This is a genomic window from Mesorhizobium newzealandense (genome assembly GCF_042682145.1).
Lineage (GTDB): Bacteria > Pseudomonadota > Alphaproteobacteria > Rhizobiales > Rhizobiaceae > Mesorhizobium > Mesorhizobium newzealandense.
Genome location: NZ_JBHUGZ010000023.1, coordinates 122,619 through 147,295 on the forward strand (window position 1 = coordinate 122,619; position 24,677 = coordinate 147,295).

19 protein-coding genes are annotated in these 24,677 nt (G+C 63.2%); 9 read left to right on the forward strand and 10 right to left on the reverse strand.

The genetic code is table 11. The features are described from left to right. Positions 1-123 precede the first annotated feature (123 nt). Positions 124-6,555 (reverse strand): kinesin, encoded by a 6,432-nt coding sequence (locus ACFSOZ_RS30290; RefSeq protein WP_379104158.1) that lies wholly within the window; start codon positions 6,553-6,555, stop codon positions 124-126. A 269-nt stretch (positions 6,556-6,824) separates the two neighbouring features. Here ACFSOZ_RS30290 and ACFSOZ_RS30295 point away from each other — a divergent pair, with 269 nt between their 5' ends. The 3 genes from ACFSOZ_RS30295 (at position 6,825) to ACFSOZ_RS30305 (ending at position 8,831) form a co-directional block, all read left to right on the forward strand. Continuing rightward, a complete protein-coding gene (locus ACFSOZ_RS30295) occupies positions 6,825-7,193 on the forward strand; it encodes an Hpt domain-containing protein (RefSeq protein ID WP_379104160.1) in 369 nt (122 codons plus the stop codon). A gap of 100 nt (positions 7,194-7,293) precedes the next feature. Beyond that, complete coding sequence (locus tag ACFSOZ_RS30300) at positions 7,294-7,614, forward strand: 2Fe-2S iron-sulfur cluster-binding protein (protein ID WP_095085095.1); 321 nt, start codon at positions 7,294-7,296, stop codon at positions 7,612-7,614. A gap of 188 nt (positions 7,615-7,802) precedes the next feature. After that, complete coding sequence (locus tag ACFSOZ_RS30305) at positions 7,803-8,831, forward strand: NAD(P)/FAD-dependent oxidoreductase (protein ID WP_379104162.1); 1,029 nt, start codon at positions 7,803-7,805, stop codon at positions 8,829-8,831. Between the two features lie 31 nt (positions 8,832-8,862). Here ACFSOZ_RS30305 and ACFSOZ_RS30310 read toward each other — a convergent pair whose 3' ends face one another. Beyond that, a complete protein-coding gene (locus tag ACFSOZ_RS30310; protein WP_379104164.1) occupies positions 8,863-10,341 on the reverse strand; it encodes an MDR family MFS transporter in 1,479 nt (492 codons plus the stop codon). Between the two features lie 214 nt (positions 10,342-10,555). Beyond that, positions 10,556-11,197: a DUF922 domain-containing Zn-dependent protease gene (locus tag ACFSOZ_RS30315; protein WP_379104166.1), complete on the reverse strand. Its 642-nt coding sequence runs from the start codon at positions 11,195-11,197 to the stop codon at positions 10,556-10,558. Between the two features lie 116 nt (positions 11,198-11,313). Here ACFSOZ_RS30315 and folP point away from each other — a divergent pair, with 116 nt between their 5' ends. Genes folP through folK form a run of 3 tightly spaced genes read left to right on the forward strand, consistent with a single transcriptional unit; the run spans position 11,314 to position 13,024 of the window. After that, positions 11,314-12,165, forward strand: coding sequence for a dihydropteroate synthase (folP, locus tag ACFSOZ_RS30320; RefSeq protein WP_379104168.1), 852 nt, complete (start codon positions 11,314-11,316; stop codon positions 12,163-12,165). A 3-nt stretch (positions 12,166-12,168) separates the two neighbouring features. Next, entirely contained in the window at positions 12,169-12,528 is a 360-nt protein-coding gene (folB, locus tag ACFSOZ_RS30325) for a dihydroneopterin aldolase (RefSeq protein WP_056582260.1), read from the forward strand. After that, complete coding sequence (gene folK / locus ACFSOZ_RS30330; RefSeq protein ID WP_379104170.1) at positions 12,512-13,024, forward strand: 2-amino-4-hydroxy-6-hydroxymethyldihydropteridine diphosphokinase; 513 nt, start codon at positions 12,512-12,514, stop codon at positions 13,022-13,024. The genes folB and folK overlap by 17 nt, the downstream gene beginning before the upstream one ends. Positions 13,025-13,217: 193 nt before the next feature. Here folK and ACFSOZ_RS30335 read toward each other — a convergent pair whose 3' ends face one another. Further along, complete coding sequence (locus tag ACFSOZ_RS30335) at positions 13,218-13,763, reverse strand: DUF924 family protein (RefSeq protein ID WP_379104172.1); 546 nt, start codon at positions 13,761-13,763, stop codon at positions 13,218-13,220. Positions 13,764-13,777: 14 nt separating this feature from the next. Then, positions 13,778-15,613, reverse strand: coding sequence for a monovalent cation:proton antiporter-2 (CPA2) family protein (locus ACFSOZ_RS30340; RefSeq protein WP_379104558.1), 1,836 nt, complete (start codon positions 15,611-15,613; stop codon positions 13,778-13,780). 245 nt (positions 15,614-15,858) lie between these two features. Between ACFSOZ_RS30340 and ACFSOZ_RS30345 the strand changes: the two genes are divergently transcribed. Continuing rightward, positions 15,859-16,125, forward strand: coding sequence for a hypothetical protein (locus tag ACFSOZ_RS30345; protein WP_379104174.1), 267 nt, complete (start codon positions 15,859-15,861; stop codon positions 16,123-16,125). Positions 16,126-16,304: 179 nt separating this feature from the next. Here the strand turns inward: ACFSOZ_RS30345 and ACFSOZ_RS30350 are convergent, their stop codons facing one another. The 4 genes from ACFSOZ_RS30350 to ACFSOZ_RS30365 all read right to left on the reverse strand — a co-directional run bounded on the left by ACFSOZ_RS30350 (position 16,305) and on the right by ACFSOZ_RS30365 (position 20,146). Then, the gene (locus tag ACFSOZ_RS30350; protein ID WP_379104176.1) at positions 16,305-16,859 is read right to left on the reverse strand and encodes a hypothetical protein; all 555 of its coding nucleotides are present in this window, start codon (positions 16,857-16,859) and stop codon (positions 16,305-16,307) included. A 135-nt stretch (positions 16,860-16,994) separates the two neighbouring features. Next, a complete protein-coding gene (locus ACFSOZ_RS30355; RefSeq protein WP_379104178.1) occupies positions 16,995-18,104 on the reverse strand; it encodes a YcjF family protein in 1,110 nt (369 codons plus the stop codon). Next, positions 18,101-19,579: a YcjX family GTP-binding protein gene (locus tag ACFSOZ_RS30360; RefSeq protein WP_379104180.1), complete on the reverse strand. Its 1,479-nt coding sequence runs from the start codon at positions 19,577-19,579 to the stop codon at positions 18,101-18,103. The genes ACFSOZ_RS30355 and ACFSOZ_RS30360 overlap by 4 nt, the downstream gene beginning before the upstream one ends. Positions 19,580-19,642: 63 nt before the next feature. Continuing rightward, complete coding sequence (locus ACFSOZ_RS30365) at positions 19,643-20,146, reverse strand: SixA phosphatase family protein (RefSeq protein ID WP_379104182.1); 504 nt, start codon at positions 20,144-20,146, stop codon at positions 19,643-19,645. Positions 20,147-20,489: 343 nt separating this feature from the next. Here ACFSOZ_RS30365 and dksA point away from each other — a divergent pair, with 343 nt between their 5' ends. Continuing rightward, positions 20,490-20,906 carry an RNA polymerase-binding protein DksA gene (gene dksA, locus ACFSOZ_RS30370; RefSeq protein ID WP_006202025.1) on the forward strand — a complete coding sequence of 139 codons (417 nt, stop codon included), beginning with the start codon at positions 20,490-20,492 and terminating at the stop codon, positions 20,904-20,906. 168 nt (positions 20,907-21,074) lie between these two features. On the opposite strand, the gene ACFSOZ_RS30375 is transcribed toward dksA, so the two are convergent. Next, a complete protein-coding gene (locus ACFSOZ_RS30375; protein ID WP_379104186.1) occupies positions 21,075-21,815 on the reverse strand; it encodes a hypothetical protein in 741 nt (246 codons plus the stop codon). 223 nt (positions 21,816-22,038) lie between these two features. On the opposite strand from ACFSOZ_RS30375, the gene cckA reads away from it, so the two are divergent. Continuing rightward, a complete protein-coding gene (cckA, locus tag ACFSOZ_RS30380; RefSeq protein WP_379104188.1) occupies positions 22,039-24,612 on the forward strand; it encodes a cell cycle histidine kinase CckA in 2,574 nt (857 codons plus the stop codon). The last annotated feature ends 65 nt before the right edge of the window (positions 24,613-24,677 follow it).

A 24,677-nucleotide genomic window follows, 5' to 3' on the forward strand; every position in this document is an offset into this window, starting at 1 on the left:
TCTGATAACGCCGATACCGGCTTACAAGCGATACGGCGCAGCAGACGCGCCAACGGCACAAAATCGGTAGAAAAGAAAAAGGCGGGAAACTTCCCGCCTTTTTTGTCTTTGCCTATCGGGTGATCAATGCAGGCGGCCGCTGGCGTGGGCCAGCATGGTGTAGACCTTGCCGGTATCAGACGTCAGATAGGTCTGCGCCATGATGTTGTCGCGGTCGTTGCGAGAGACATCCTTGAGCAGCTTCTCGAAATCGTCGCAGTAACGGTCGACGGCGGTGCGGAACTCGGCCTCCGCCTGATACTTGCGACGGATCTCATCGAACGTCTGCTGGCCCTTCAGCGTGTAGAGCCGCCGGGTAAAGACGTCACGCTCGCCGCTCCGGTAACGGTTCCACAGCTCGATCGAAGCGTCGTGGTCGATGGCCCGCGCGATATCGACCGAGAGCGAGTTCAGCGATTCCACGACATGCAGCGGCGAGCGCTGGGCAGGAGCCGCGCGAGGTGCTTCGGCGGGCGTTGCCGGCTTGGCGTCCTCTTCGCGCGATGCCCCGGTCAGGAGATCGCGGACCCAGCCGCCCTGAGGTGTGCGGGCGCTGGCATCAGCACGCTGGCGCGGTGCCGTCTCGGCCGGACGCTCCAGGTCGAGCGTGCCACGCAGTGCTGCGCCGCCCAACGGCGCCTGAGGTGTGCGGAGCTCCGGCTGCGGTGCCGGTGCGCGCCGCGGTGGCTCGGCAGGGCGTGCGGCCGGCGCTTGTGGCGCCGGGCGCAGATTGCGTTGCTCGGCAGCATCGCCGCCACCGCGACCGGACTTCGCAACGATGTCCGAAAGCTCTTTGAGGGCGTTGATCTGCTCGGAAACGGCGCGGCGGATGGCCGAGGTCGATTCCTTTGCCTCTTCCGGCATCTCGATGACGCCCTTCTTTAGCTCGGCGCGGGTAAGGTCGAGCTCGCTCTTGATCGAGCCCGCGGTGCGCCGTATCTCCTCGGTCGCATCGGCGAAGCGCTTGGTTGCCGAATCGACGACATCGGTGATGGCGTTGCGGATCTTGTCTGCCGACTCCATCGTCTTGCCCTCGGCGTTCTGCAGCGTCTGGCCGACGAGGCTTTCGAACGAGCGCATGACCCTTTCGAGATCTTCCGACTTCTTTACCAGGCCGACGGCGAGATCCTCGAGCGACGACTGCCTTTCGAGCGTGTGCTCGAGGTTGCTCTGGGCCGAGCTCAGCAGGTCCGAGGCGCTGGCCAGCAGGCGGCTGTGTTCGTCGAACTTGGTGGCGATCGAAGCAACCTCGCGCAAGGTGGACGACGAAAGTTCCGTCAGCCTTGTCGTGTTCGAATCGACCAGCCGTGCCGAGCTGGCGAAGGTCTGTGCGGCTTTCTCCGTGGTGGCGGCGAAGCTTTGCGTGCTGCCGCTCAGGCGTTCGTCGACCTGGCCGAGATTGACCGCGGCCTGCTCGATCAACTGACCGAGCTGCGAGCTGGAGTTGGTCATGCGGCCAATGAGGTCGGCGACACTGTCGGACAGCGACGAGCGGGCGCCTTCGACCGCCGACAAGGTCTCGGCGGTGCGGCTGGCGAGTGCGTTGACCAGTGCTGCATTCTCGCTGCGCAGCTTCTCGGTGGCGCGTTCGGTGACCTCTTCCATGCTCTTTTGCAGTTCCGAGCCGCCCTGGGCGAAGCGTTCGACCAGCGGCCGTGCGGTTTCGTCGAGGATCTTGGACATTTCGGCCGAACGCGCCGCGAGCATGGTGTTGAGTTCGCGGGTGTTGGCGCCGATCGTCTTGGCGGCATCGTTGGTGCTCTGGCCGATATGCTGGCCAACTGCGGTGAAGGTCTCCGCGATCACATTGGCACGCGAGACGAGCTGCGCCTCGGCATTCGACACCTGTTCGCTGATCTTCTGGCCCATCGCCGCGGCAGTGTAGGCGAGGCGATTCTCGACGCCTGAGACCTGCTCTTCGACACGGGCGGCCGCGGCCGCCGCGCTCGATGCGAGCCGCTCGTCGGCGCCGACAAGAGCCTGCTCGATTTCGCGGGCATGCACGGCCATTTCCTGACCGGTCCGCCTTGCACGTTCGGCGACCCTCTGCTCGGTATCGGCAAAGGCGCCGACGATGGTCTCGGCGTGCTCGCCGATCGTCGATGTGCTGCTGGCAATGCGCGTCACCAGACGCTGATCGGCGTCGTCGAAGATGCGGCCGATTTCGGAGGCACGGCTCGACAGTGCTTCCGAACCTTCGGCGATGCGCGAGACCAGCTGCTGGTCGGCGGCATCGAAGATGCGGCCGAGGTCCGATGCACGTGCGGCAAGCGCTTCGGCGGATTCGCCGATACGCATGCCGAGCCGCTGGTCGGCGCCTTCGAAGTTGCGCAGGATGTCGCCGGCGCGGGCGGCCAGCGACTGGGCCGTTTCGACAGCGCGGGCGACCAGCTTCTGGTCGGCCGCATCGAACGCGCCGGCAATTTCGCTTGCACGAGCGGTCAACTGATCGGCGGTTTCCTGGGCGCGGGCGGCGAGCTTCTGGTCCACTACGTCGAAACTGCCGGCGATCTCGCTGGCACGAGCAGCCAGTTGATCAGCGGTTTCATGGGCGCGGGCCAGCAACGAGTTGGAGGCGTCATCCGCGCGGGCAAGCAAGGCACTCGACGTATCTTCCGCACGGGCGTGGAGGCGACGATCGGCCTCCTCGAAGGTGCGGGCGATGTCTTCGGCCCTCGCCAGCAGGGCGGCGGAGGTCTGCTCGGCGCGCTCGGCGATCTTGCGGTCGGCGTCACTGAACGCGGCACCAGCCTGCTCATGCAGCGTGCTGGTGACCTCCAGGACCTTTTCGCGCAGTGCGCCGGCAACGAACACCGCACTCTTCTCGAGCACGGCGCGGACGTTTTCGACGCCTGTCGAGAGCGCACGCTCCATGGTGCCGGCACGCTCCTCGATGACCCCGGTCTGGCGGCTGAACGCCTGCTCGATCTTCTCGACATCGGCGGCGATAGCCGCAGAGATATCGGTGCTTCTTGCGGCGATCTGGTCGATATGACCCGACAGCGAGCGGTCGACGTCCTGGCGGGTCTCGGCGAGCTTGCCGAGATCGTCTTCCAGCGCGCGGGCCAGCATATTGCGGCCCTCCGATAGCTTGCCGACATGTCCGGCGATGACCTCGTCTATATCGCTGCGGCTTGCGGAGAGCTTCTGCAGGTCGGCTTCCAAAGCGCGCTTGAGGATATCGCGCCCTTCCGCGAGCTTCTCGACCTGACCGGCGACCAGTCCGTCGATGCTGGAACGGCTTTCCGCCAACTTGGCGATATCGTCTTCGAGCGCCTTCGACAGGGCCGAACGCTCCCCGACAAGTCTTTCCGCGTGGCTGTTGACCATGCCGCTGACGTTTTCGAGATCAGCCTCGAGTGCCCGGGCGAACTGTGCCCGGTCATCGACCAGTTTCTGCGATTGGTCGGCAACGGTGCTCTTGATCGTATTGAGGTCGGCTTCCAGCGCGCGGCGCAGGATGTCGCGGCCTTGCGACAACTTCTCGACCTGACCGGCAACCAGCCCGTCGATGCTGGAACGGCTTTCGGCCAGCTTGGCAAGATCGTCTTCGAGCGCCTTCGAAAGGGTCGAGCGCTCCCCGACAAGCCGATCCGCGTGGTTGTTGACCAGACCGTTGACGTTTTCGAGGTCGGCCTCAAGCGCCTTCGACAGCGTCGAGCGGTCCTGTACAAGCCGCTCGGAATGGCTGTTGACCAGCCCGTTGACGCTTTCGAGATCAGCTTCGAGTGCACGGGCGAATTGTGCCCGATCCTCGACCAGTTTCTGCGACTGGTCGGCAATGGTGTTCTTGACCGCGTTGAGGTCGGCTTCCAGCGCACGGCGCAGGATATCGCGGCCTTGCGACAACTTCTCGACTTGGCCAGCGACCAGCCCGTCGATGCTGGAACGGCTCTCGGCCAGCTTGGCGAGGTCGTCTTCGAGCGCCTTCGACAGGGTCGAACGATCCTGAACCAGCTTGTTCATGTGGTCGGCGATGACGCTGTTCACATTCTGCAGGTCGGTTTCCAAGACACGCGAAAGCTGCCCGCGATCCTCGGCCAGCCTTTCCGACTGGCTGGCGATGACGCCCTTGATCGTGTTCAGATCGGATTCCAGCGCGCGCTTGAGAATGTCGCGGCCCTCGGCGAGCTTCTCGACCTGGCCGGCAACCAGCCCGTCGATGCTGGAGCGGCTGTCGGCCAATTTGGCAAGGTCAGCTTCGAGGGTCTGCGACAGCAGGCTGCGATCCTCGGCCAGCCGTCCCGAATGGCTGTCGATCAGGCCGCGTACGCTGGACAGATCGTTGTCGAGCGAATGGGAAAGCTGCGTGCGGTCGTCCGCCAGCTTGGCGGAATGGGCTTCGATGAGGCTATTTATGCCGGCGATATCGTTTTCCAGCGCCTTGGCGAGTACCGCGCGGCCCTCGGCGATCTTCTCGACCTGGCCGGCGACGAGACCGTCGATGCTGGCGCGGCTGTCAGACAATTTGCCGAGATCGGCTTCCAAAGCGCGCGACAGGATGTTGCGGCCCTCGGCGAGCTTGCCGACGTGACCAGCAACCATTTCATCAATGATTGTACGAGTTTGTACCAATTTCCCGGAGTCTTCGTTCAAGGCACTGGAGAGCCTGTTGCGGCCTTCTTCCAGCCTTTCAAGATGGCTGCCGAGCGACGCATCGATGGCTGCCCGTGATTCATTGACCTTGCGCAGATCCTCTTCGAGAGCGCGCGAGATCAGGCTGCGGCCTTCGGCCAGTTTCTGCACCTGGTCGGTCACCGCCGCATCGATGCCGGCGCGGCCTTCGTCGAACTTCGCCAGGTCTGCCTGCATGGCCTCGGCCATGCGCTCGCGGCTTTCGGTAAGCTTGCGGCTGTGGTTTTCGATGGCTTCCTCGATGCCAACGCGGGCGTCAGCCAGCCGCTGAAGGTCGCCATCGAACGAACGCGAGACGACATGACGCGCGGCTTCCATGCGGCCGGCGAAGTCGCTGGCGCGGGCTTCGAGCATGGAGGAGGTTGAAGTGACGATGTCGGCCATGTCGGCGCCGATCTGGGTCTTGCCCTGATCGATCATCGCCGACAGCGTGTCCTTGCTCTCGGCAAAGGTGTGGGCGATTTCGCGCGCGCGCTCGACCAGCGTCTCGTTGATCTGGCGGGCGCGGGCCTCGAGCGCTGCGTTAAGCTTCTGCGTTCCGGTGTCCAGCGCTTCGGCGCGGGTCTGGAATTCGCTGATCAGCGCCTGGCCGCGTTCGGCTAGCGTCCGCTCGATGCCGTTCAGGCTGGCTTCGAATTCGGAATTGAGAGTGCGCGCGGCACCGCCAAGCAGCGACACCATGCCGGTGGTGCGATCGTCGAGCAGATCGGTCAACGACCGTGTCAGGCCGTCGGTGGTGTCCGTCAGTTTGGCGATACGGGTGTCGAGAAGGCTGGCGAAGGCCTCGCCCGAGGTCGATAGCTTGTCGGTGATCGTATCGAGCCGGCCTTCCACCGAATCGAAGATCGACATCGAGCTTTCGTTGATGCGGTCGATGAGTGTATCGCCGGAATTGGTGATCGTCATCGACAGCTTGGTCGACGCATTGAGGATGCTGTCGCGGATGATGTCCGAGGCAGCGCCGATCTCATCCTTCAACGTCTCATGCGCGCCGGTGATCGAGGCGCGGACGCGCTCGGCGTGGCTGACGACGGCTTCGCGCTCGCTGCCGAGCCCGTCGACCAGCGAACGGATGCGGGATTCGTTCTCCGAATAGGAGCGCTCGATCTGGTTGACCTCGCTGTGGACCAGCGTTTCCAGTTCAACGGCGCGGGCCAGCGTGCGCTCGATGCCTTCGCCCATGGCGGCCACCTCGCGACGAACGGCCTGGCCGATCATCATGACGCGATCCTGGGCAAGGTTTTCCGGCTCGGTCAGGCGGAAGGCCACTTCGGTCATCGACTGGGCGGCAATTCGCATTTCCTGGGCACGGCGGATCATTGCCGCGAAGGCCCAGAACAGGATGACGGGCACGATCGCCGCAACGACCAGGCCGATCAGTTCGGGACGGGCTAGAAACTGGTCGAGCGTGCGGATTCTCCAGATGCTCGGTCCGAAAAGGAGGTTGGCCAGACCGCCTGCGCCGGCGAACCAGGCGAGCGAGACAAAGGCAACGACCCAGTAAATGGTGTTCGAGGCACGCCTGTTGAGGCCGTGCAGGAGCGTCTTGTAGTCCTTCTGGCGATCGTCGTTGGCCGGCGCGAAACCAGCCGGCTGTGCGCCATTACGTGTTTCCACGGGGCGCAACTCGGCTGGCTTGGCCTTGGGCGCGGGTGTCTCGGCCTGGCTCTGATTGACTGCGGGCGCCGGCTTCTCGTTGCGTCCCTCGCGCGCCAGTTCGTCGGCGGCCTGGGATATCTGCGCTTCCAGGTCTTCCATCGAAGCCGCGATGTCGAGGTCGCCGTCGCCGGTATCGCCGCTAAGGTCGAAATCAAGCGCCTTTTCCAGTTCCCTGGCCACGTCGTTGTCGAGAGTTCTCGTCGTCGTTGGTTTCTTCGCCATGCCTTCTACCCTGTACTAGCTGCCGCGGGCTTATAATTCTGTTTGTCGTACCCCGCGCAGGAGGCTGAAAATGGACCCCTCGTATCGTAATGACACAGGGGGGTAAAGAAAACATGCATTCCGCGAGATACGTAAAACTTTAAATATAAGGTTAACGGAACCGTGATTTGGGCGCCGCTTTCGCAACATTTTTCCCGGCCACTCATTAACCCGTTGTCCATTGGAATCGCCTAGGTTTTTGAGCGATCGAAGAAACGGAGTTCGAGTTCATGCGTGGCGAAAGCGGCATTGCCTTCTCAATGCCCGGGGGCGACGTATCCGGACCCAGGCGGTCACGGCCGGTCGATTTGGCACATCTTGCCCGCCAGACCATGGGCGATCGCAGCCTCGAGCAAGAGGTGCTGGCGCTTTTTGTACAACAGGCGCTGTCGGTGCGCGACAAAATAGTCGATGCCGACATCAAGGACCGGCTTATGCTGGCACATGGGCTGAAGGGTTCGGCACGGGGTGTCGGCGCCTTTGCCATTGCCGATTGCGCCACCGAAATCGAGCACCAGCCGGAAGACAACCAGAGGCTCAGGCGGCTTGGCACGCTGATCGACGAAGTGCGCGATTTCATCGCCGCCATCAATCGCTGAACCCGGTTTGTGGAAAAACGTCACCGAGCGGCGCTTTCGCGCGGCAGTTGACTTGTCTGCCGGAGTGATTATCTCGGGCGAGACTCCCTTCAGGTGACAAATGACCAAGCTGACTTTCATCGCCCATGACGGCACACAATTCGACATGGACGCCGAAAACGGTTCGACGGTCATGGAGAACGCGATCCGCAACGCCGTACCTGGGATCGAGGCGGAATGCGGCGGCGCCTGCGCCTGCGCGACCTGCCATGTCTATGTCGACGAGGCATGGACGGCGCAGGTCGGCGAGCCGGAAGCGATGGAAGAAGACATGCTGGACTTCGCCTATGACGTCCAGCCGAACTCGAGGCTCTCCTGCCAGATCAAGGTGCGCGACGCACTCGACGGCCTGGTCGTGCGGGTGCCGGCCCGCCAGGGCTGAGACACCGATTTTTTTGCCGGCTGCTGCTTGGCAGCGGCGGATTGCTCATGCAGTGTCACGCGGTTTCCGCTACAGCGCTGCGCGTCCTCTTGGACGCGCAAAGGACGCCGTAGCACTTTTATTTGGCGCATGATCCTTTCCGAAAATCGATTCCGATTTTCGGGGTCATGTGCAGCGAGGCGCATCGCATGGCCGACATCACCAAGACAGACGTCCTCATTGTCGGGGCAGGGCCGGTCGGTCTGTTTGCCGTGTTCGAACTCGGTCTGTTCGACATGAAGTGCCACCTGATCGACATCCTCGACCGGCCGGGCGGCCAATGCGCCGAACTTTATCCGGAAAAGCCGATCTACGACATTCCCGGCTGGCCTTCGATTTCGGCGCAGGGTCTGGTCGACAAGCTGCTCGAGCAGATCGCTCCGTTCAAGCCTGACTTCACCTATAACCGCATGGTTTCCAGCCTGGAAAAGCTGGAGGACGGCAGCTTTCGCGTCACCACCGACGAAAATGAGGTGTTCGAAGCCAAGGTTGTGGTGATTGCGGCCGGCGGCGGCTCCTTTCAACCCAAGCGGCCGCCGATCCCGGGCATCGAACCCTATGAAGGCAAGAGCGTCTTCTATTCAGTGCGCAGGATGGACGATTTTCGCGGCCACGACCTTGTCATCGTCGGCGGCGGCGACTCCGCGCTCGACTGGACGTTGAACCTGCAGCCGGTGGCGAAGAGCGTGACGCTGGTGCACAGGCGGCCCGAATTCCGCGCCGCGCCGGACAGCGTCAACAAGATGTATGCCATGCAGGAGATGAAGCAGCTGGAGTTCCAGGTCGGGCAAGTGACCGGACTGACCGGCGCCGACGGCCAGCTCACATCGGCTGTCATCAAGGGGCCGGACGGCGATGTCGAGGTGCCCTGTACGCGCATGCTGCCTTTCTTCGGCCTGACCATGAAGCTCGGGCCGATCGCGGAGTGGGGGCTCAATCTTCACGAGAACCTCATTCCGGTGGATACCGAGAAGTTCCAGACGTCGGTGCCAGGTATCTTCGCGGTCGGGGACATCAACTGGTATCCCGGCAAGCTGAAGCTGATCCTGTCGGGCTTCCACGAGGTGGCGTTGATGGCGCAAGCCGCCAAGCGCATCATCAGTCCCGGCGAGCGCATCGTGTTCCAGTACACGACCTCGTCGACCAGCCTGCAGAAGAAACTCGGCGTCGTCGACTGAGCCGCCGGACGGCTCAGTGTCGCCTCAACCGCTATTCCGCCATCACCGGCGCATGTTCGGCGTGGCCGCGAAGTGGTATTTCCGGCATCAGGCCGAGTGCGACCAGCGCCATGATCAGCGTCGCCGCGGCGACAAGGAAGATCATGACGAATGGCGCAGCCGAAATAACCTGTCCGACGGCCAGCGTGCCCTCACCGGCAAGCGGCAGGCCGTAGCCGAGGGCGACAGCGCCGAGCATGGCGACGCCCAGTGCGCCGCCCAGTGAGCGCAGGAAGGTGAGCACGCCGGTTGCGACACCAAGGTGCGTGCGGTCGACGGCGTTCTGGACCGATACGGTGGCAACCGGGAAGGTCGTCCCGCTGCCCAGACCGATGCAGATCGTCAGGATCTCGACGACCAGCAGCGAGGCGTGCCCGGCGACAAGAGCGAGCAGGCCGAGGCATATTGTGGAGAAGAGCACGCCCACCATCGCGATCCGCTTGTAGTGGGTGAAATGCTGTAGCAAGCGCCCGCTCAGCGTCGCGCCGGCCACGGTGCCAAGCAGCAGGCCCAGCATCGCCAGACCCGACTCGCTGACGGAGAGACCGACGATCGACTGCAGATAGACAGGCAGGTAGACCGCCAGACCTATGTTGGCGGCCTGCAAGAGGAACACTGACAAGGTGCCGGCGAGAACGACTGGATTGCTGAGCACCTCAAGCGAGATGAGCGGTTCAACCGCGCGCAGCAGACGCAGTGCGAAAGCAGCCCAGAAAACCGCCGACACGGCCAGCAGCCCGAGAATTTCACGCGAAAGCCACGGATATTCGCTGCCGCCCCAGTTGAGCGCCAGCAGCAGCAATGCCGTGGCCGCGACAAGCAGCAGCGCGCCCAGGCCGTCGATGCGATGCTGCTTTGCGGCGATCGGCAGCTTCTTGAGCGGCTTGTTGATGATCGCCATGGCCAGCAGGCCGAGCGGAATGTTGATCCAGAAAATCAGCGACCAGTGGAGATGTTCGGCAAAAGTACCGCCGAGCAACGGCCCGGCGATGCTGGCGACAGCCCAGGTGCCGGAGATCCAGGCGGTATAGCGCGCTCGCTCGCGTGGCGGAACAAGGTCGCCGATGACGGTCTGCGTCAAGGTGAACAGGCCGCCGCCACCGGCGCCCTGGATCGCCCGTCCGACAACCAGCACAAACATATTGGGGGCCAACGCGCTGACCAGCGATCCCAGGAGAAAGATCAGGATCGCCGCATAAACGGTTGGCCGGCGGCCGTAGACGTCGGAAATCTTGCCATAGAGCGGCGCCATGGCGGTCGCGGTCAAGAGGTATCCGGTGACGATCCATGGCAGATATTGCGCATGGCCGAGCGCATGCCCGATGGTCGGCATTGCAGGTGCTACGATGGTCTGGTCGAGTGCAGCCAACAGCATCGACAAGAGCACGCCGGCGATGATGGCGTTCTTTTCGGCTTCGGTCAGCGGCGTGCCGGGTTCCACCATCGTTTGCTTGTCGACAGCCTGGTCCATGATCGTTCATCCGTAAAGTTGCGATTGACCGGCCTTGCTCGGCCGTTCTGGTCTTTTGACCATTTCGATCGCTTGGCGTTTTGAAGCCCGCGCCTGGCGAGCCTGATATATGTCGTCCCGTATAGGCCGATTTCGACAGGCGCTCGAAAGTTTTTCGAGGTTGGCATTACGCTTCGGCGAATTTGGCTTTCGCCGGCGCCGCTTGGCTTTCGTGTCAGGTGGGCGGCAGCTGACCGCTCTCGATTCGTTCGATGCGATAGCGCAGCAGCCTCAGGATGCGGCTTTCGAAATTGACGCTTTCAACACGATCGAACTGCAGCTGGGCTTGGTCGTGCCTGGCAAGAACGGCCGCGGTGATTTCGGCGGCCTTGGCCTTGGCGGCATCGCAATTCTTTTGCGGGTAGGTGGCTTTCAGGGCTTCTTCGAGTTCGCGGCCATGGTTCTTGGCAATCTCGACATGGCGCTCCTCATGGCGCTTGATGTCGGCGGACAGCGTATCCCAGAACAACCTGACATCGGCGTCGGCCTTGCGTGGGCGGCGCCACTCGGGAAGGATCACCTTCACCTTGACGGTCACCACGGCGTCGGCGATCCGGCAGGAGTTCGGTGTCTGGGCATAGCTGATGCGGGTTGTGAAGGCCATCTGCGTGGCGCCCGGGTGCCGCGTGCCCGTGCTTTTCACCTCCGGCCCGCGTTTGGAGAGCTGTGCCTCGATGTCGTCGAGCGTGCTGCCGCCAATGGCGAAATAGCTGTACGTCTTGACGAGATTGGCCGCACCGGCCGGAACCGCGGTGACCGCAAGCAGCAGCGCACAGAGCAGGGCTGGTTTCACGCCAAGCATGGATCGTTTCATCATGTTGCCTCTTCGACCACCTTGCTTTACGGCCGTTGCCAGCGCAACGGAATTGATCCGCTGCGGATCACACATGGTTGATGAGCCTCTTGGTTGATGAGCCCCATGGTTGCTGAACAATGACGGCCAGGCGATGGCAGTTGGCGCATGGACGCCATCTCGACCTTGGCGGCAAAGCCGTGGTCGTCGGCATCCTCAATGTCACGCCCGACAGCTTTTCCGACGGCGGTCTGTTCGACGCCTCCGAAAAGGCGCTGGCCCAGGCACGGCGCATGATCGGGGAAGGGGCACTGGTCGTCGATGTCGGCGGAGAATCGACCCGTCCCGGTGCCGCCGCGATATCGGCGAGCGAAGAACAGGCCCGCATCCTGCCCGTGATCGAAGCGCTCGCGAGCGCCGGCGAGGTGCTGATTTCGGTCGATACCTATCGTACGGACACCGCCCGGCTCGCGGTGGCCGCCGGCGCGCATATCGTCAACGATGTCTGGGGTTTGCAGCGCGAGCCTGACATAGCCCGCGTCGCCGCCGACACCGGCGCCGGGCTTGTCATCATGCATACCGGGCGAGATCGCGCGAAGCTGCCGGACGTGATTGCCGATCAACTGGCGTTCCTGCGGAAGTCGCTGGAGATTGCCCACCGGAATGGCGTTTCCGACGACCGTATCGTGCTTGATCCCGGCTTCGGCTTCGCCAAGGAGACGGCGGAGGAAAATCTCGACCTGATGGCTCGCTTTTCCGAGCTCAAGGCACTCGGCTTGCCGCTTATGGCCGGTACTTCGCGCAAGCGCTTCATCGGCACAGTCACCGGCCGCGATGCGGCCGACAGAGGTGTTGGAACAGCGGCGACCAGCGTCATCCTGAGGCTCAAGGGCGCCGATCTGTTTCGCGTCCATGATGTCGCATTCAACGTGGACGCATTGGCGCTCGCAGATGCTATGCTGGCGCGTCAAACCGACTGGGCGAAAGACTGAGCGATGTATGTCATCCGCATGAAGAATTGCGCTTTCTTCGCCCGGCACGGCGTGCTGGACGAGGAGGAAAGGCTCGGCCAGCGCTTCTATGTGGATGCCGCTCTTACCGTCGACCCAGGCCGGGCGCTTGTCGAGGATTCGATCGAGGACACGGTCAACTACGGCATCGCTTTCACGGTGATCGAAAAGATCATCACGGGGCAGCGCCGCTTTCTGATCGAGTCCCTGGCACTCGAGGTGGCCCGAGCGCTGACGGCCCGCTTTCCGCAGATCAAAAAAGCCGAGATCACGGTGCGCAAGCCAAACGCCCCGGTGCCCGGTGTGCTCGATTACGTCGAGGTGACCGTTGTCTGGCCCGAATAGCACGGTCTATCTCAGCCTTGGCGGCAATCTTGGCGACCCGGCAAAGTCGATGGGTGCGGCGCTGCGCATGCTGGATGCCGACGTGGATACGCGTGTCACCGGCGTTTCCTCGCTCTATCGCACGCCGCCCTGGGGCAAGCTCGATCAGCCGGACTTTCTGAATGCGGCTGCCGAAATTTCCACCGGACTTCAGCCACGCGCCTTGCTCGACCTCTGCCTCGATGCCGAGCGCAGGCTGAAGCGGGTGCGCGAGGAGCGCTGGGGACCGCGGCTGATCGACATCGACATCCTGGTGTTCGGCGAACGCGTCATCCATGAGACCGGACTGGAAGTGCCGCATCCACGCATGCTGGAGCGGGCCTTCGTGCTGGCGCCACTGGCCGAGATCGCGCCCAGTCTGGTTGTCGGTGGTCGCAGCATTACCGACCGGCTGGTCGCCGTCGACACTTCTGGCATCGAGCGATTGCCATCCGGCCGGGACTGGTGGCTGGTCTAGATGCGTTGATATTCAGGTGATGCCGGCCTGCAAACGGTGAGTTTCCTGCGCTTCCGGTGCTCACGTACGAAAAGTACGCTCGACCCCGATTCTCGGAACCCACCTTGTTTGGTCGCTTCGCGCCCGTCTTCGACTCCGGCTCGGCCTGACCTGAATCTCAACACCCCTTGGAGCGAGGCGGCAACGGGAGCTTTTAACCGGAGAAGCCGCCACCATCCAGGAACGTCTGCTCTTGCGGTGTGGTCTCGCGGCCAAGCATCCTGTTTCGGTGCGGAAAACGGCCGAAATTCTCGATGATGTCGCGGTGCTCGACAGCATATTTCAGATAGGGCTCCGCCCTGGCCTGCGTCAGCTCGACCGATAAATGCTGGTCGGCGAGCAGTTCGGAATGCTCATACGGCAGATAAAGGAAGACGCGGAGGTCCTCGTCGAGCGCCAGATCATGGCCAGCCGCGATCGCCTTTGCGGCGAAATATCTGGCGAGCGGATCGGTCGCGTACATATGGCCGGTGCCGCGAAAGCAATTCCGCGGAAACTGGTCGAGCAGGATCATCAGCGCCAGCGAGCCTTCGGCGTGTGCCGACCAGTCGTCGCATTCACGCCGCGCGGCGGCGTAGTGCAGGTCGAGAAAGCGGTTGCGGAAGTCGGCATCGAATGCGTCGTTCTTCTCGAACCATGCATCCTCGCCAGCATCGCGCCAGAATTTGGTGACCGACAGGGCTCTGCTGTCCAATTCCATGCATGATTCCTTGTTCAATCCGCGGGTTCGGATTTGTGCAGAACACCAGCCGTCTCTTCATTGAGTGCCTGGCCGGTACGGCGCGGCTGGGTGAGGGGTGTGGGAATGGGTGTGCCGATATTGCCCCTCAAGAAGCGTTGTCCGGCGCGAACGCCTTCGGCGAGCTGGGTTTCGAAACGGGCGGTATCGCGGCGCCGCACATCCTCGATCACCTCGGTCACGTCTTCGGCATCTATGCCGAGCGATTCCAGCGCCGAACCTCCGAAAACCAGCGCCGATTCGAAGGTTTCGCGCAGCTGGAAGTCGACACCGGCACGAATGAGCTGCAGCGCTGTTCCGCGGTCGAAAGCCCGGGCCAGCACGGTGAGCAGTGGGAATTCGGCCTTGATCAGCCGGGCAATGCGAACGGCCACATCAGGCTTGTCGACACAGATAAGCACGGCGCGCGCCCGGCCAGCACCCGCTGCGCGCAGGATGTCCAGCCGCGTGCCGTCGCCATAGTAGACCTTGAAGCCGAAATCGGCGGCCGCCTGGATCATCTCGACATCATTGTCGATGATCGACACATCGATGCCGCGCAGCAGCAGCGGCTGGCTGGCGATCTGACCGAAGCGGCCGAAGCCGATGATCAGCACGCTGCCGGTCAGGCCATCGGCAACGTCGACGCCGTCAAGCGACTGCTCGTCGCGCGGCGTAAGATACCGCAGCGCGATGATCGCCAGCGGCGTCAGCACCATCGAGATGATGACGATCGCCGTCAGCGTCGCGTTGGCCTGGTTGTCGATGATGCCGACCGCAGCGGCCGCCGAATAGAGAACGAAGGCGAATTCGCCGCCTTGCGCCATGAAGACCGCACGTTGCAGCGCTTCGCGATGGCCGGTTTTCAGGACGCGGGCGACGATGTAGATGCCGAACGCCTTCATCACCATGTAGGCGACGACATAGATGGCAATCAGCCGCCAGTTCGCGACCACCACATGCAGGTCGAGCGACATGCCGACGGCAAGGAAGAACAGGCCGAGCAGGATACCGCGGAAGGGTTCGATGTCGGCTTCGAGCTGATGACGGAAGGTCGATTCCGACAGCAGCACGCCGGCCAGGAAGGCGCCCATCGCCATCGACAGGCCGCTGAGCTGCATGGCGAGCGCCGATCCGAGAACGACCAGAAGGGCCGCGGCTGTCATCACCTCGCGGGCACGGGCATCCGCCAGGATGCGGAAGAACGGATTGAGCAGGTAGCGTCCGGCCAGCACCAGTCCGACGATCGCGGCAAGGCCGATGCCGACTTCGGTGAACCGCTCTGTCAGGCTGGTATCTGCCCCGCCGGGCGCCAGAAACGCGATCAGGGCCAGCAGCGGCACGATGGCCAGGTCCTCGAGCAGCAGGACCGACACGATGCGCTGGCCTTTCGGCTCCGCGATTTCACCGCGTTCCTCGAGAAGTTGCATGACGATCGCCGTCGAGGTCAGCACGAAGCCGGCGCCCGCGACGAAGGATTGCGAGATTGGAAACCCTCCCGCCACGCCAACAGCGGTCAGCAAGACCGCGCACACGCCGACCTGCAGCGCGCCGAGGCCAAAAATCTCGCGGCGCAGGCCCCACAGCCGCGATGGCTGCATTTCCAGCCCGATGATGAACAGGAACATCACCACGCCGAGCTCGGCGACGTGAAGAATGGCTTCCGATTCGGAAAAGACGCCGAGGCCGAACGGACCGATCACCACACCGGCAGCCAGATAGCCGAGAATCGAGCCGAGGCCCACACGCTTGAAGATGGGAACGGCGACAACGCCGGCTGCAAGCAGTGCCACCACCTGAACCAGATCGCTGCTCGATGCCTCTACCGCCATGCCGCCATTCCGCTCGTTTGAGGACCGATTCCGATTTCGGAGGTCTGTGACAAGCGGCGAAGATACGGGCTTCGGCGGGGATCGAACAGCCCGAATCAGGATCACCGGCGATGTTGCAGGCGCGTTACACAAGTTGACGCCGGGATCGCGTTGCATCTTGCCACAATCGAAGGCTAAGGACGCTCGGCTTCGGCCATGGAGGGTGAGTGACGATCAAGTCGAGCCCTTTTGAGGAGATGACTGACATGAAGAAGTTTTTGTTTGTTGCCGTCGGCCTGGCGGTGCTTGCCGGTTCGGCTTGCTCGAAGGCGCCTGAGTGTACGGCCGAGATCGCGACCAAGAAGGCGCAGGACATGGCTGCCGCGCTGCAGGAAGCCATCACCAAGGACCCGTCCAAGGCAGCTGATCTGACGGCCAAGGTGCAGGCCGTGACAACCAAGTATCAGGGCGCCACGACGGTGGCCGACGCCTGCAAGGCCTATGACGAGGTGACGGCCGCGATCAAGGGCTAAGCACCTGATTTCGACCGATTTGAAAGAGGCGGCGACCGGTGGGTCGCCGCCTTTTTGTCTCCAGAGCGGTTCATCGTTTCATGGAAACGCCGAACTGCTCTATCATTTTGTCTGACGCAATTCCGGACGGAAAACCGTTTCACACTTTTCCTGGAATTGCTCCAGGGATCGATGATTGTTCAGTTCGGCGCGATGGAGCCGACTTCGACGGCGTCGACGCGCTTCAGGCTCATGCCGATCACCGGCACCAACTGGTCGTCGACGCGCACCGCAATGGTCACCGTCATTGAATTGTCGTCGGGGATGCGGGCCTGCATGACGCCGCGCAACTGGTTGCGGTTGATGGTGAAGACCACCTTGCGGGCATCGACGACATTGCCGCCAATGATGTCGAGGCCGGAGCCGGTCGCGCCGCCCATGAAGCTGCCCTTGTAACCTTCGCGGCCCTGGCGCTCGATCTTGGCCGACATTGGCTGGGTGAACATGCCGACCCGGCAGCCACCGTCGAGCGACATGCCGACCTTGCCGTCTGGTGTCGAGCCGGTGAAGCTGCAGTTGAATTTGGTGCCCTTGTACTTGCCGGCGACGATTTCGCCGGGACCGATCCATTTGCCTTCGGCCGACTGGAAGAACTGCTTGTCCGGTTCCGCCGCGGAAGCCGCTCCGGCAATACCGACGACTGCCGTGATGACGGTTGCCAGGGGCAAGACGCTGGACAGAATTACGCTTTTCATCGACGACACCCGGCAACAAAGAGGCTGTTTGGAACCCGTCTGACCATGAACAAGATTGGTTAATGCTTCGTCACTACGGGGCCACCACAAAGCAGTCCGCCAACAATTCCGAAGGTCCAAACATTGCTGCCCGGCTTACTTGCCGGATGGGGTCGTTTCAACATCTTTCCTGGTTGCAAACGAGGTCAGCGCCGAGAGGAAATCGCCCAGTCCCGGACGCTTCGTGGCGCTGAAGGGCAGGGGGCGTGCCGTCTCCATCGCCGCGATGCCGATGCGCGCCGTCATCATGCCATTGACGACGCCCTCGCCGAGCTTCGCCGAGAGGCGTGCCGCCAGGCCATGGCCGACGATCTGCTGGACGAAACTGTCGCCGACGGCGATCGAGCCGGTGACCGCCAGATGCGCCAGCACGCTGCGCGCCAGGCGGAAGAAACCGAGCGTTCCCGGCCGTCCGCCATAGAGTTCCGACAGGCGCCGAATGAGGCGTCCGGCCTCGAACACGACATAGGCGACATCGACGAGCGCGCGCGGGCTGACCGCCGTCACCAGCGAGACGCGCTTGGCGGCCTCGAGAATCATCACCTTTGCCCTGGCATCGAGGGGGCCGAGAATTTCGGCTTCGGCCAGGCGCACCAGATTGCCGCCGTCGATGATTTCGCCGCGCAGTTCGGCCAGTGCACGCCGACCGGCCGCGGTCTCGGGTTTGGCTGCGACAAAGGCCGACAACTCGTCGACCACCGATCGGGCCGCCTTGGGATCGTCGCGTGCAATGGCATCGAGCGCCCGTTTCTGCAATTTTTCGACTTCGGCGAGGCGGGCGATTGCCAGGAACTCACGGATCAGGATGACCAGAAGTGCCAGCACGGCGATGGCCGCCATGCCGGCGGCCAGCCAGCCCAGCCATTCGGCGCGCGCAAAGAGGTCACGGATGAGCTGATCGGTCCACAGGCCGACAGCCAGCGAAACCAGCACACCAAAGGCACCGAAGAAGATGCTGCCGAGCAGCGACCGCCTTCTGGGCGCGATTGCCGGCGGCGGCTCGGCCGCGACGATGTCAGGCTCGTCGAAGACATCGACTTCCGCCGGAATGACCATCGCGACATCGTTCTTCATCGCCCGGGGCTTCCGCTGGGCGTCCGCCTGCGCACGGATGCCGGCCTGGGCAGGGCGCACCTCTGGTGCCTCTTGTCTTGATGCGACTTCCGGCTCGATGCGAAATGCGGCCGGCTTGCGGGGCGCGGTCATGCCAGATGATCTCCAATCAGGAACTGCAAGGCACGGTCGAGCCGGATATGCGGCAGCGACAGCGTGACACCTTCGGCCGTGCGTTCGAGCTTTGGTGGACGAAATCGGACGAAGCGGATTGCCGGATCCACGGAGTCCTGCTTGTGATCGGGTCCGGAAATATCGAACACCGCGTCAATATTCTCCGGTAAGTCGCCAGGAAATATGGCTGTTTCCGTCTTTCCATCAAACGTTTCGCCATTGATCTTCTCGCCGGCGATCGGCGTGCCGATGATGACGGGGAGTGTCTCACGACCCTGCTTGACGGTGCCTTCGCGCGTCGCGCGCATCGCCGCCATGGCAACCACATCGACATCGGCGCCGGTGAAATTCGCCCGTGCCACGGCGCGGTCGGCAAGCCGCCGCACGATCGCCTGCAGGCGATCATGGCTTTCGTGGTGCAGATGGTCGGCCTTGGTTGCGGCAACCAGTATGCGGTCGATGCGCCGCGAAAACAGGTCGGTGAGGAAGCTGCCGCGGCCGGGACGGAAACAGCTGAGGATCTCGGTCACCGCCCGCTCCAGGTCGGCCATGGCGCCGGGGCCGGCGTTCAGCGCTTGCATGGCGTCGATCAGCACGATCTGGCGATCGAGGCGCGTGATGTGTTCGCGGAAGAACGGTTTGACGACATGCGTCTTGTAGGCCTCGTAGCGCCTGTCCATCATGGCGTGCAGCGACCCTGGACGCGGACGCCTGTCGCCGAGCCCAGCCAGGGGCGCGAAAGTCAGTGCGGGCGAGCCTTCGAGATCGCCAGGCATCAGGAAGCGGCCGGGCGGCAAGGTCGAAAGCGCCCGCTCATCGAGCTTGCACGCCTTCAGATAGGCGGCGAAGCTTTCGGCCAGGCGGCGCGCCGACATCTCGTCTGCATCGGCGTTTGGGTCGATCTGCGCCGACAGCGTCCGCCAGGCCTGCGACAGGTCCTCGCGCACCGGCAGAACGGCCATTTCGAAGGCTTCGCGGGAAAAATCGGCGAAGGATTTGCCGAGCAGCGGCAGGTCGAGCAGCCATTCACCGGGATAGTCGACGATATCGACCGACAGTTTGCCGGAGGAAAACATGCGGCTCCAGCCGGAGGCCGATTCATATTCGATGGTCAGCCGCAATTCCGAAATGGCGCGCGTCGAATCAGGCCAGGCGCGGTCGTTGACCAGGGCGGCGATATGGTCCTCGTACTGGAAACGCGGCACGGCGTCGTCCGGCTGCTGCTCAAGGAAGGCGCGGGCGATGCGTCCGGATTTCTGCGCCTCGAACAGTGGCAGTCGCCCGCCATGGATCAGATTGTGGACCAAGGCCGATATGAACACCGTCTTGCCGGCGCGGGACAGGCCCGTGACACCCAATCGCAGCGAGGGAGAGAAAAGCCCGGTGGCGCGGCCCGACAGCGTGTCGAGGGCAATCCTCGCCTCGTCGGTGAAGGTGGTCAGCGATGATGCCAAAATATGATCTCTCGGGCCTCGGTTCGTCCGATATAGGATCTGGACCCCGGCTTTGAAATGGCTTCAGAGATCGGCCGGCGTCAGGAACGCTTCGAGATAACCGGCGCCCTGGGCAGCTTTTGTCAGATCGCCGTCGAAGCGGACGACGGCCAGGCCGGTAGTCGGGAACCCATGATTGAGCGTTGCCCGCGCCGTCTCGTCGCCATTGCCCGAAACCGCCATGGCGAGATCTTCCGTCATCGGGTTGTGGCCGATAACCAGTAACGAACCGGATCCGCCATTGTCCCGGATCAGCCTGAGGTAGCCGGCGGCGTCCTCGCTGTAGAGCGAATCGAAGAACAGGACCCGGCCTGTGTCGGTCTGGCCGGCCAGGCCTTCCAGCGTCTCTTTCGCGCGTTTGGCGTTGGAGCAGAGGGTCAGGTCCGGAACATAGAAGCGGGACCGCATGGCGACGCCCATCATCTCAGCATCGGCGCGGCCGGATGCGTCGAGCGGGCGATCGAAATCGCGCATGCCGGGCAATGCCCAGCCGGCCTTGGCATGTCGCAACAGATAAAGCGTGCTCACCCAACCTCCGCTGACGCCGAATGCCGAAGCTTCCAGGATTAGCCACGAGAACGGCGCTGCGCACAATGGCCCGTGTTCATCGAATACAGCGAATCACCCATGGTACGGTGCCGCAGAAGGCGTTTGTGCATCGGCCCGAAGATCACGGTCGATCCTCGGGAAGCATGTTGCCCGGGATTTAAAGTGTCGCAGCGTAGTTTGGTATCAAAACGACTGTGCGCCGTTACAAAGGCGCCCGCCGCCGAACATTAACAATTGCGTGAGACAGCCGCCGATTGCGCTTGTGCAGGCGCCGGACCGCGAATATATAGGCGCAAAATTTGGGGCTGTTTGGGTGAGTCGAATGAACGACATCGTTACCGCCGATTACGTACCCTCCGAGGACGAGCCGTTCATGAACGAGCGGCAGAAATCCTACTTCCGCCTGAAGCTCGTCACCTGGAAGAATGACATATTGCGCGAAGCGCGCGAAACACTCGAGATCCTGCAGCAGGAAAACGCCAACCACCCCGATCTTGCCGATCGCGCCTCTTCGGAAACCGACCGTGCCATCGAACTCAGGGCTCGCGACCGTCAGCGAAAGCTCATTTCCAAGATCGATTCCGCCCTGCAGCGCATTGATGAAGGCACTTACGGCTATTGCGAGGAGACCGGCGAGCCGATCGCTCTGAAGCGGCTCGATGCGCGTCCGATCGCGACATTGTCGATCGAAGCGCAGGAGCGGCATGAGCGCCGCGAAAAGGTCTATCGCGACGACTGACGCATCGCCCATGGGCTGCGCTCAAGGCCGTTTGCGGCGATGTTGATGTTGAAATGGCCGGTTTTCCGGCCATTTTTTGTTCGCCATGCATCCGTCTGAACAAACCAAAGCACGCCCAAGACCCCTGACCGGTCGAATTTCCCGGCTGGCGGGCAGATCAGGATCCGATCATCTCTTCTGGCTGGAGAGTTCGCCCAGAAGCTTTGTCATTTCATCGTCGAGCGACGGCGGTGCCTTCGCCACTGGTTTGCCCGCCGGGGCGCTCGAACGGGGCTGGTCAAGCGACACTTCGAGTTCCTTCATCAGCGTATCGTCGATGGTGTCCTGCCTTGGCGGCGGCGGCGCTTGCCTGACGGCATTGGCATTTGCGGATCCATAGGCGGGCAGCGGCGTGACATTGGTCGGCTGGTAGCTTTGCGGCTTCGGTGCTGGCGTGGGCGCCGGCGCTGTTTGGCGCGGGCGGGCGGGCGGCGCCGTGTTCACCGGCTGCGGAGCCGGTGCCTGTCTCGCCGGCTGCGCAGCGGGTTGAGGTGCACGCGGTTTCGCCACCGGGGCCGCGGTGACTGGGGCCGGCTGCAAGCCGCCGTCTCCGGTCAGCGCCGGTCGGCGCAGCGCCGAAAGCCGGATGTCGCGTTCGACAACAACGTCGGTCGGGCCGCCGATCAGAAGCAGATGTTCGATATCATCGCGGCGTATCAGCACCAGCCGTCGATGGCTGTCGACGGCGGTGGCATCCATGACGGCCAGCCGCGTCTTGCGGTTCCTGCCGCCGGCAACGAAGGTTCCGAACGTCAGATTGCGCACGAGCTTGATGATGACGAGAACGATGACCAGCAGGACGAGCGCTGCAAACGTCCACAACAGTGCTGCGGCATAACCGGGGCCCGCCACGCTATCCAGCCATTGCATTGGTTTTACCTGATTGCCCTTGGAAGTGACGCGACACTAGACCGTTGCGACGGGCCACCGCAAGTTGCGTTTCGCGCTTGATGAACAGCTTCAAAATTCCGAAGGCCGGAAGACATCATTTTTATCCGACATTTGCCGCCCAGGCCTTTTCCGGACTAGGAGAATGTGATTCAACCCGGTAGGGGCGGGTGTCGGAACACCGGAATTCACGAGCAGGGGGCACATGGCCAAGGAAGCGCGCGGCGATTTCTATCCGGTACCGATCGTCGACCAGAATACGCGACCGGGCGCGGTCACCCGGCTCATCATCTTCATCGTCGTTCTGACCGGCGCCGCCATCGTCTTCGGCCTTTTCCGCGAGCGCCTCGGCGACCCTTTCCTGCTCGGCATGCTCGGCGTGCTGGCGATGATCGGTGTCGGCTTCCTGTTCGCCACGGCGATCGGCTTCGTGCAGATCACGCCACGCTCGACCGGTGACGAACTGTCGAAGGCATTCGTTGATTCGATGTCGCAGGGCCTTCTCGTCACGGACACCAAGGGCCGCGTCGTCTACGCCAACCGGGCCTATGCCGATATGACCGGAGCGACGTCGGCGGCCGACCTGAAGACGGTCGAGGGGTTGCTCTCGGATGTCCCCGAAGCCTCGGTGACGATCTATCGGCTGGCGTCGGGCTTGCGCGATGGCCAGCCGGGCGACGGCGAGTTTCGGCTGGCGCAGTCCATTCGGCCGGGCGCCGAGCCAGGCGCCCGCTGGTACCGGGCGCGTGCCCGCGCCTTCAGCGTTCCGGGCCAGCGCCTGCCGATGCTGGCCTGGCAGCTTGCCGATATCTCGCAGGAGCGGGCCGAGCAGGAGCGGTTCTTCCTCGACCTGCAGAAGGCGATCGATCACCTCGACCACGCGCCAGCCGGCTTCTTTTCGGCTGACCAGGACGGCCGCGTCACCTACATCAACGCCACGCTTGCCGAATGGCTGGGCATCGACCTCACCAGCTTCACGCCCGGCTCCGTCACTTTGCCGGAGATCGTGGCCGGCGACGGCATGGCACTGGTCCGTTCGGTCAAGGCCGACCCCGGAACGACACGCAACGCGGTCATCGATCTCGACCTGACGACGATGACGGGCGAAGCGCTGCCAGTGCGCTTCATGCACCGCGTTTCGGCCAGCCGCGAAGGCCTCAATGGCCCGACGCGCACGATCGTGCTCAACCGCACGCAGGGCGAGGACGCTTCGGCCGACCTGCGTGCGTCGGAAGTGCGCTTCACCCGCTTCTTCAACTCGACACCGATGGCGATAGCCGGCGTCGACCACAGCGGGCGCATCCTGCGCACCAACGCGCCTTTCCTGTCGCTGTTTTCGTCCGTCGTCGACCGGGACGCCGTCGATCGTCGCGTGCGGCTCGACACGGTCATCCATGAGCGCGACCGGCCGGCCTTCGCCGCGGCTTTCGAAAAGGCGCAGCAGCGGCAGGCCGACATCGAGCCGATCGATACCTTGCTGCCCGGCAACGATGACCGGCACATCCGTTTCTACGTCAACGCGGTCGCCGACGGCACTGGCGGCGAGGGCGCCGAGGAGTCGGCCATCGTCTACGCCGTCGAGACGACGGAGCAGAAAGCGCTCGAAGGACAGATGGCGCAAAGCCAGAAGATGCAGGCGGTCGGCCAGCTTGCCGGCGGCATCGCGCACGATTTCAACAATGTGCTGACCGCCATCATCATGGCGTCCGACCTGCTGTTGACCAACCATCGCCCGTCGGACCCGTCCTTCCCCGACATCATGAACATCAAGCAGAACGCCAACCGGGCGGCCTCGCTGGTGAGGCAATTGCTGGCCTTCTCGCGCAAGCAGACGCTGCGGCCGGAAGTGCTCAACCTGACCGACGTGCTGGCCGATCTCAGGATGCTGCTGGCCCGCCTTGTCGGCAACGACATCAAGCTGAAGGTCGACCATGGCCGCGACCTGTGGCCCGTCAAGGTCGATATCGGGCAGTTCGAACAGGTGGTGGTCAACCTTGCGGTCAATGCGCGCGACGCCATGCCGGCGGGCGGCGACCTCACCGTGCGCACCCGCAACGTGGCCGCCGAGGAGTGCAAGGCCTTTTCCTATCGCGAACTCACCCCGGCCGACTATGTCGTGGTCGAGGTCGAGGATACCGGCAGCGGCATCGCGCCCGACGTGCTGAAGAAGATCTTCGAGCCCTTCTTCACCACCAAGGAGGTCGGCAAGGGCACCGGGCTTGGCCTGTCGATGGTCTACGGCATCATCAAGCAGACCGGCGGCTTCATCTTCTGCGATTCCGAGGTCGGCAAGGGCTCGACTTTCCGCATTTTCCTGCCGCGTCATATCGCGGAAGCGAAAAAAGCGGGCGAGCCCGGCGATGTGCCGACGGCACCGGCGAAGGTCGCCGATGCGGCCAAGGATCTGTCGGGCTCGGCCACGGTCCTGCTCGTCGAGGACGAGGACGCTGTGCGCATGGGCGGCATGCGGGCGCTGGTGTCGCGCGGCTACACCGTGCACGAGGCATCCTCGGGCGTCGAGGCGCTGGAAGTGTTCGAGGCGTTGGGCGGCAAGGTCGACATCGTCGTTTCGGACGTGGTGATGCCGGAAATGGATGGGCCGACGCTGCTTGGTGAATTGCGCAAGCGCCAGCCTGACATCAAATTCGTCTTCGTGTCAGGCTATGCCGAGGATGCATTCGCCAGAAATCTGCCCGCAGATGCGCATTTCGGCTTCCTGCCAAAGCCGTTTTCGCTCAAGCAACTGGCAACGATCGTCAAGGATGTGCTGGAGTCTTAGAACCGCCTGACGTTCTTCCTTGCACAATGCCGCGACAACGCCATGATTGCGGGTGAAACGGCAGA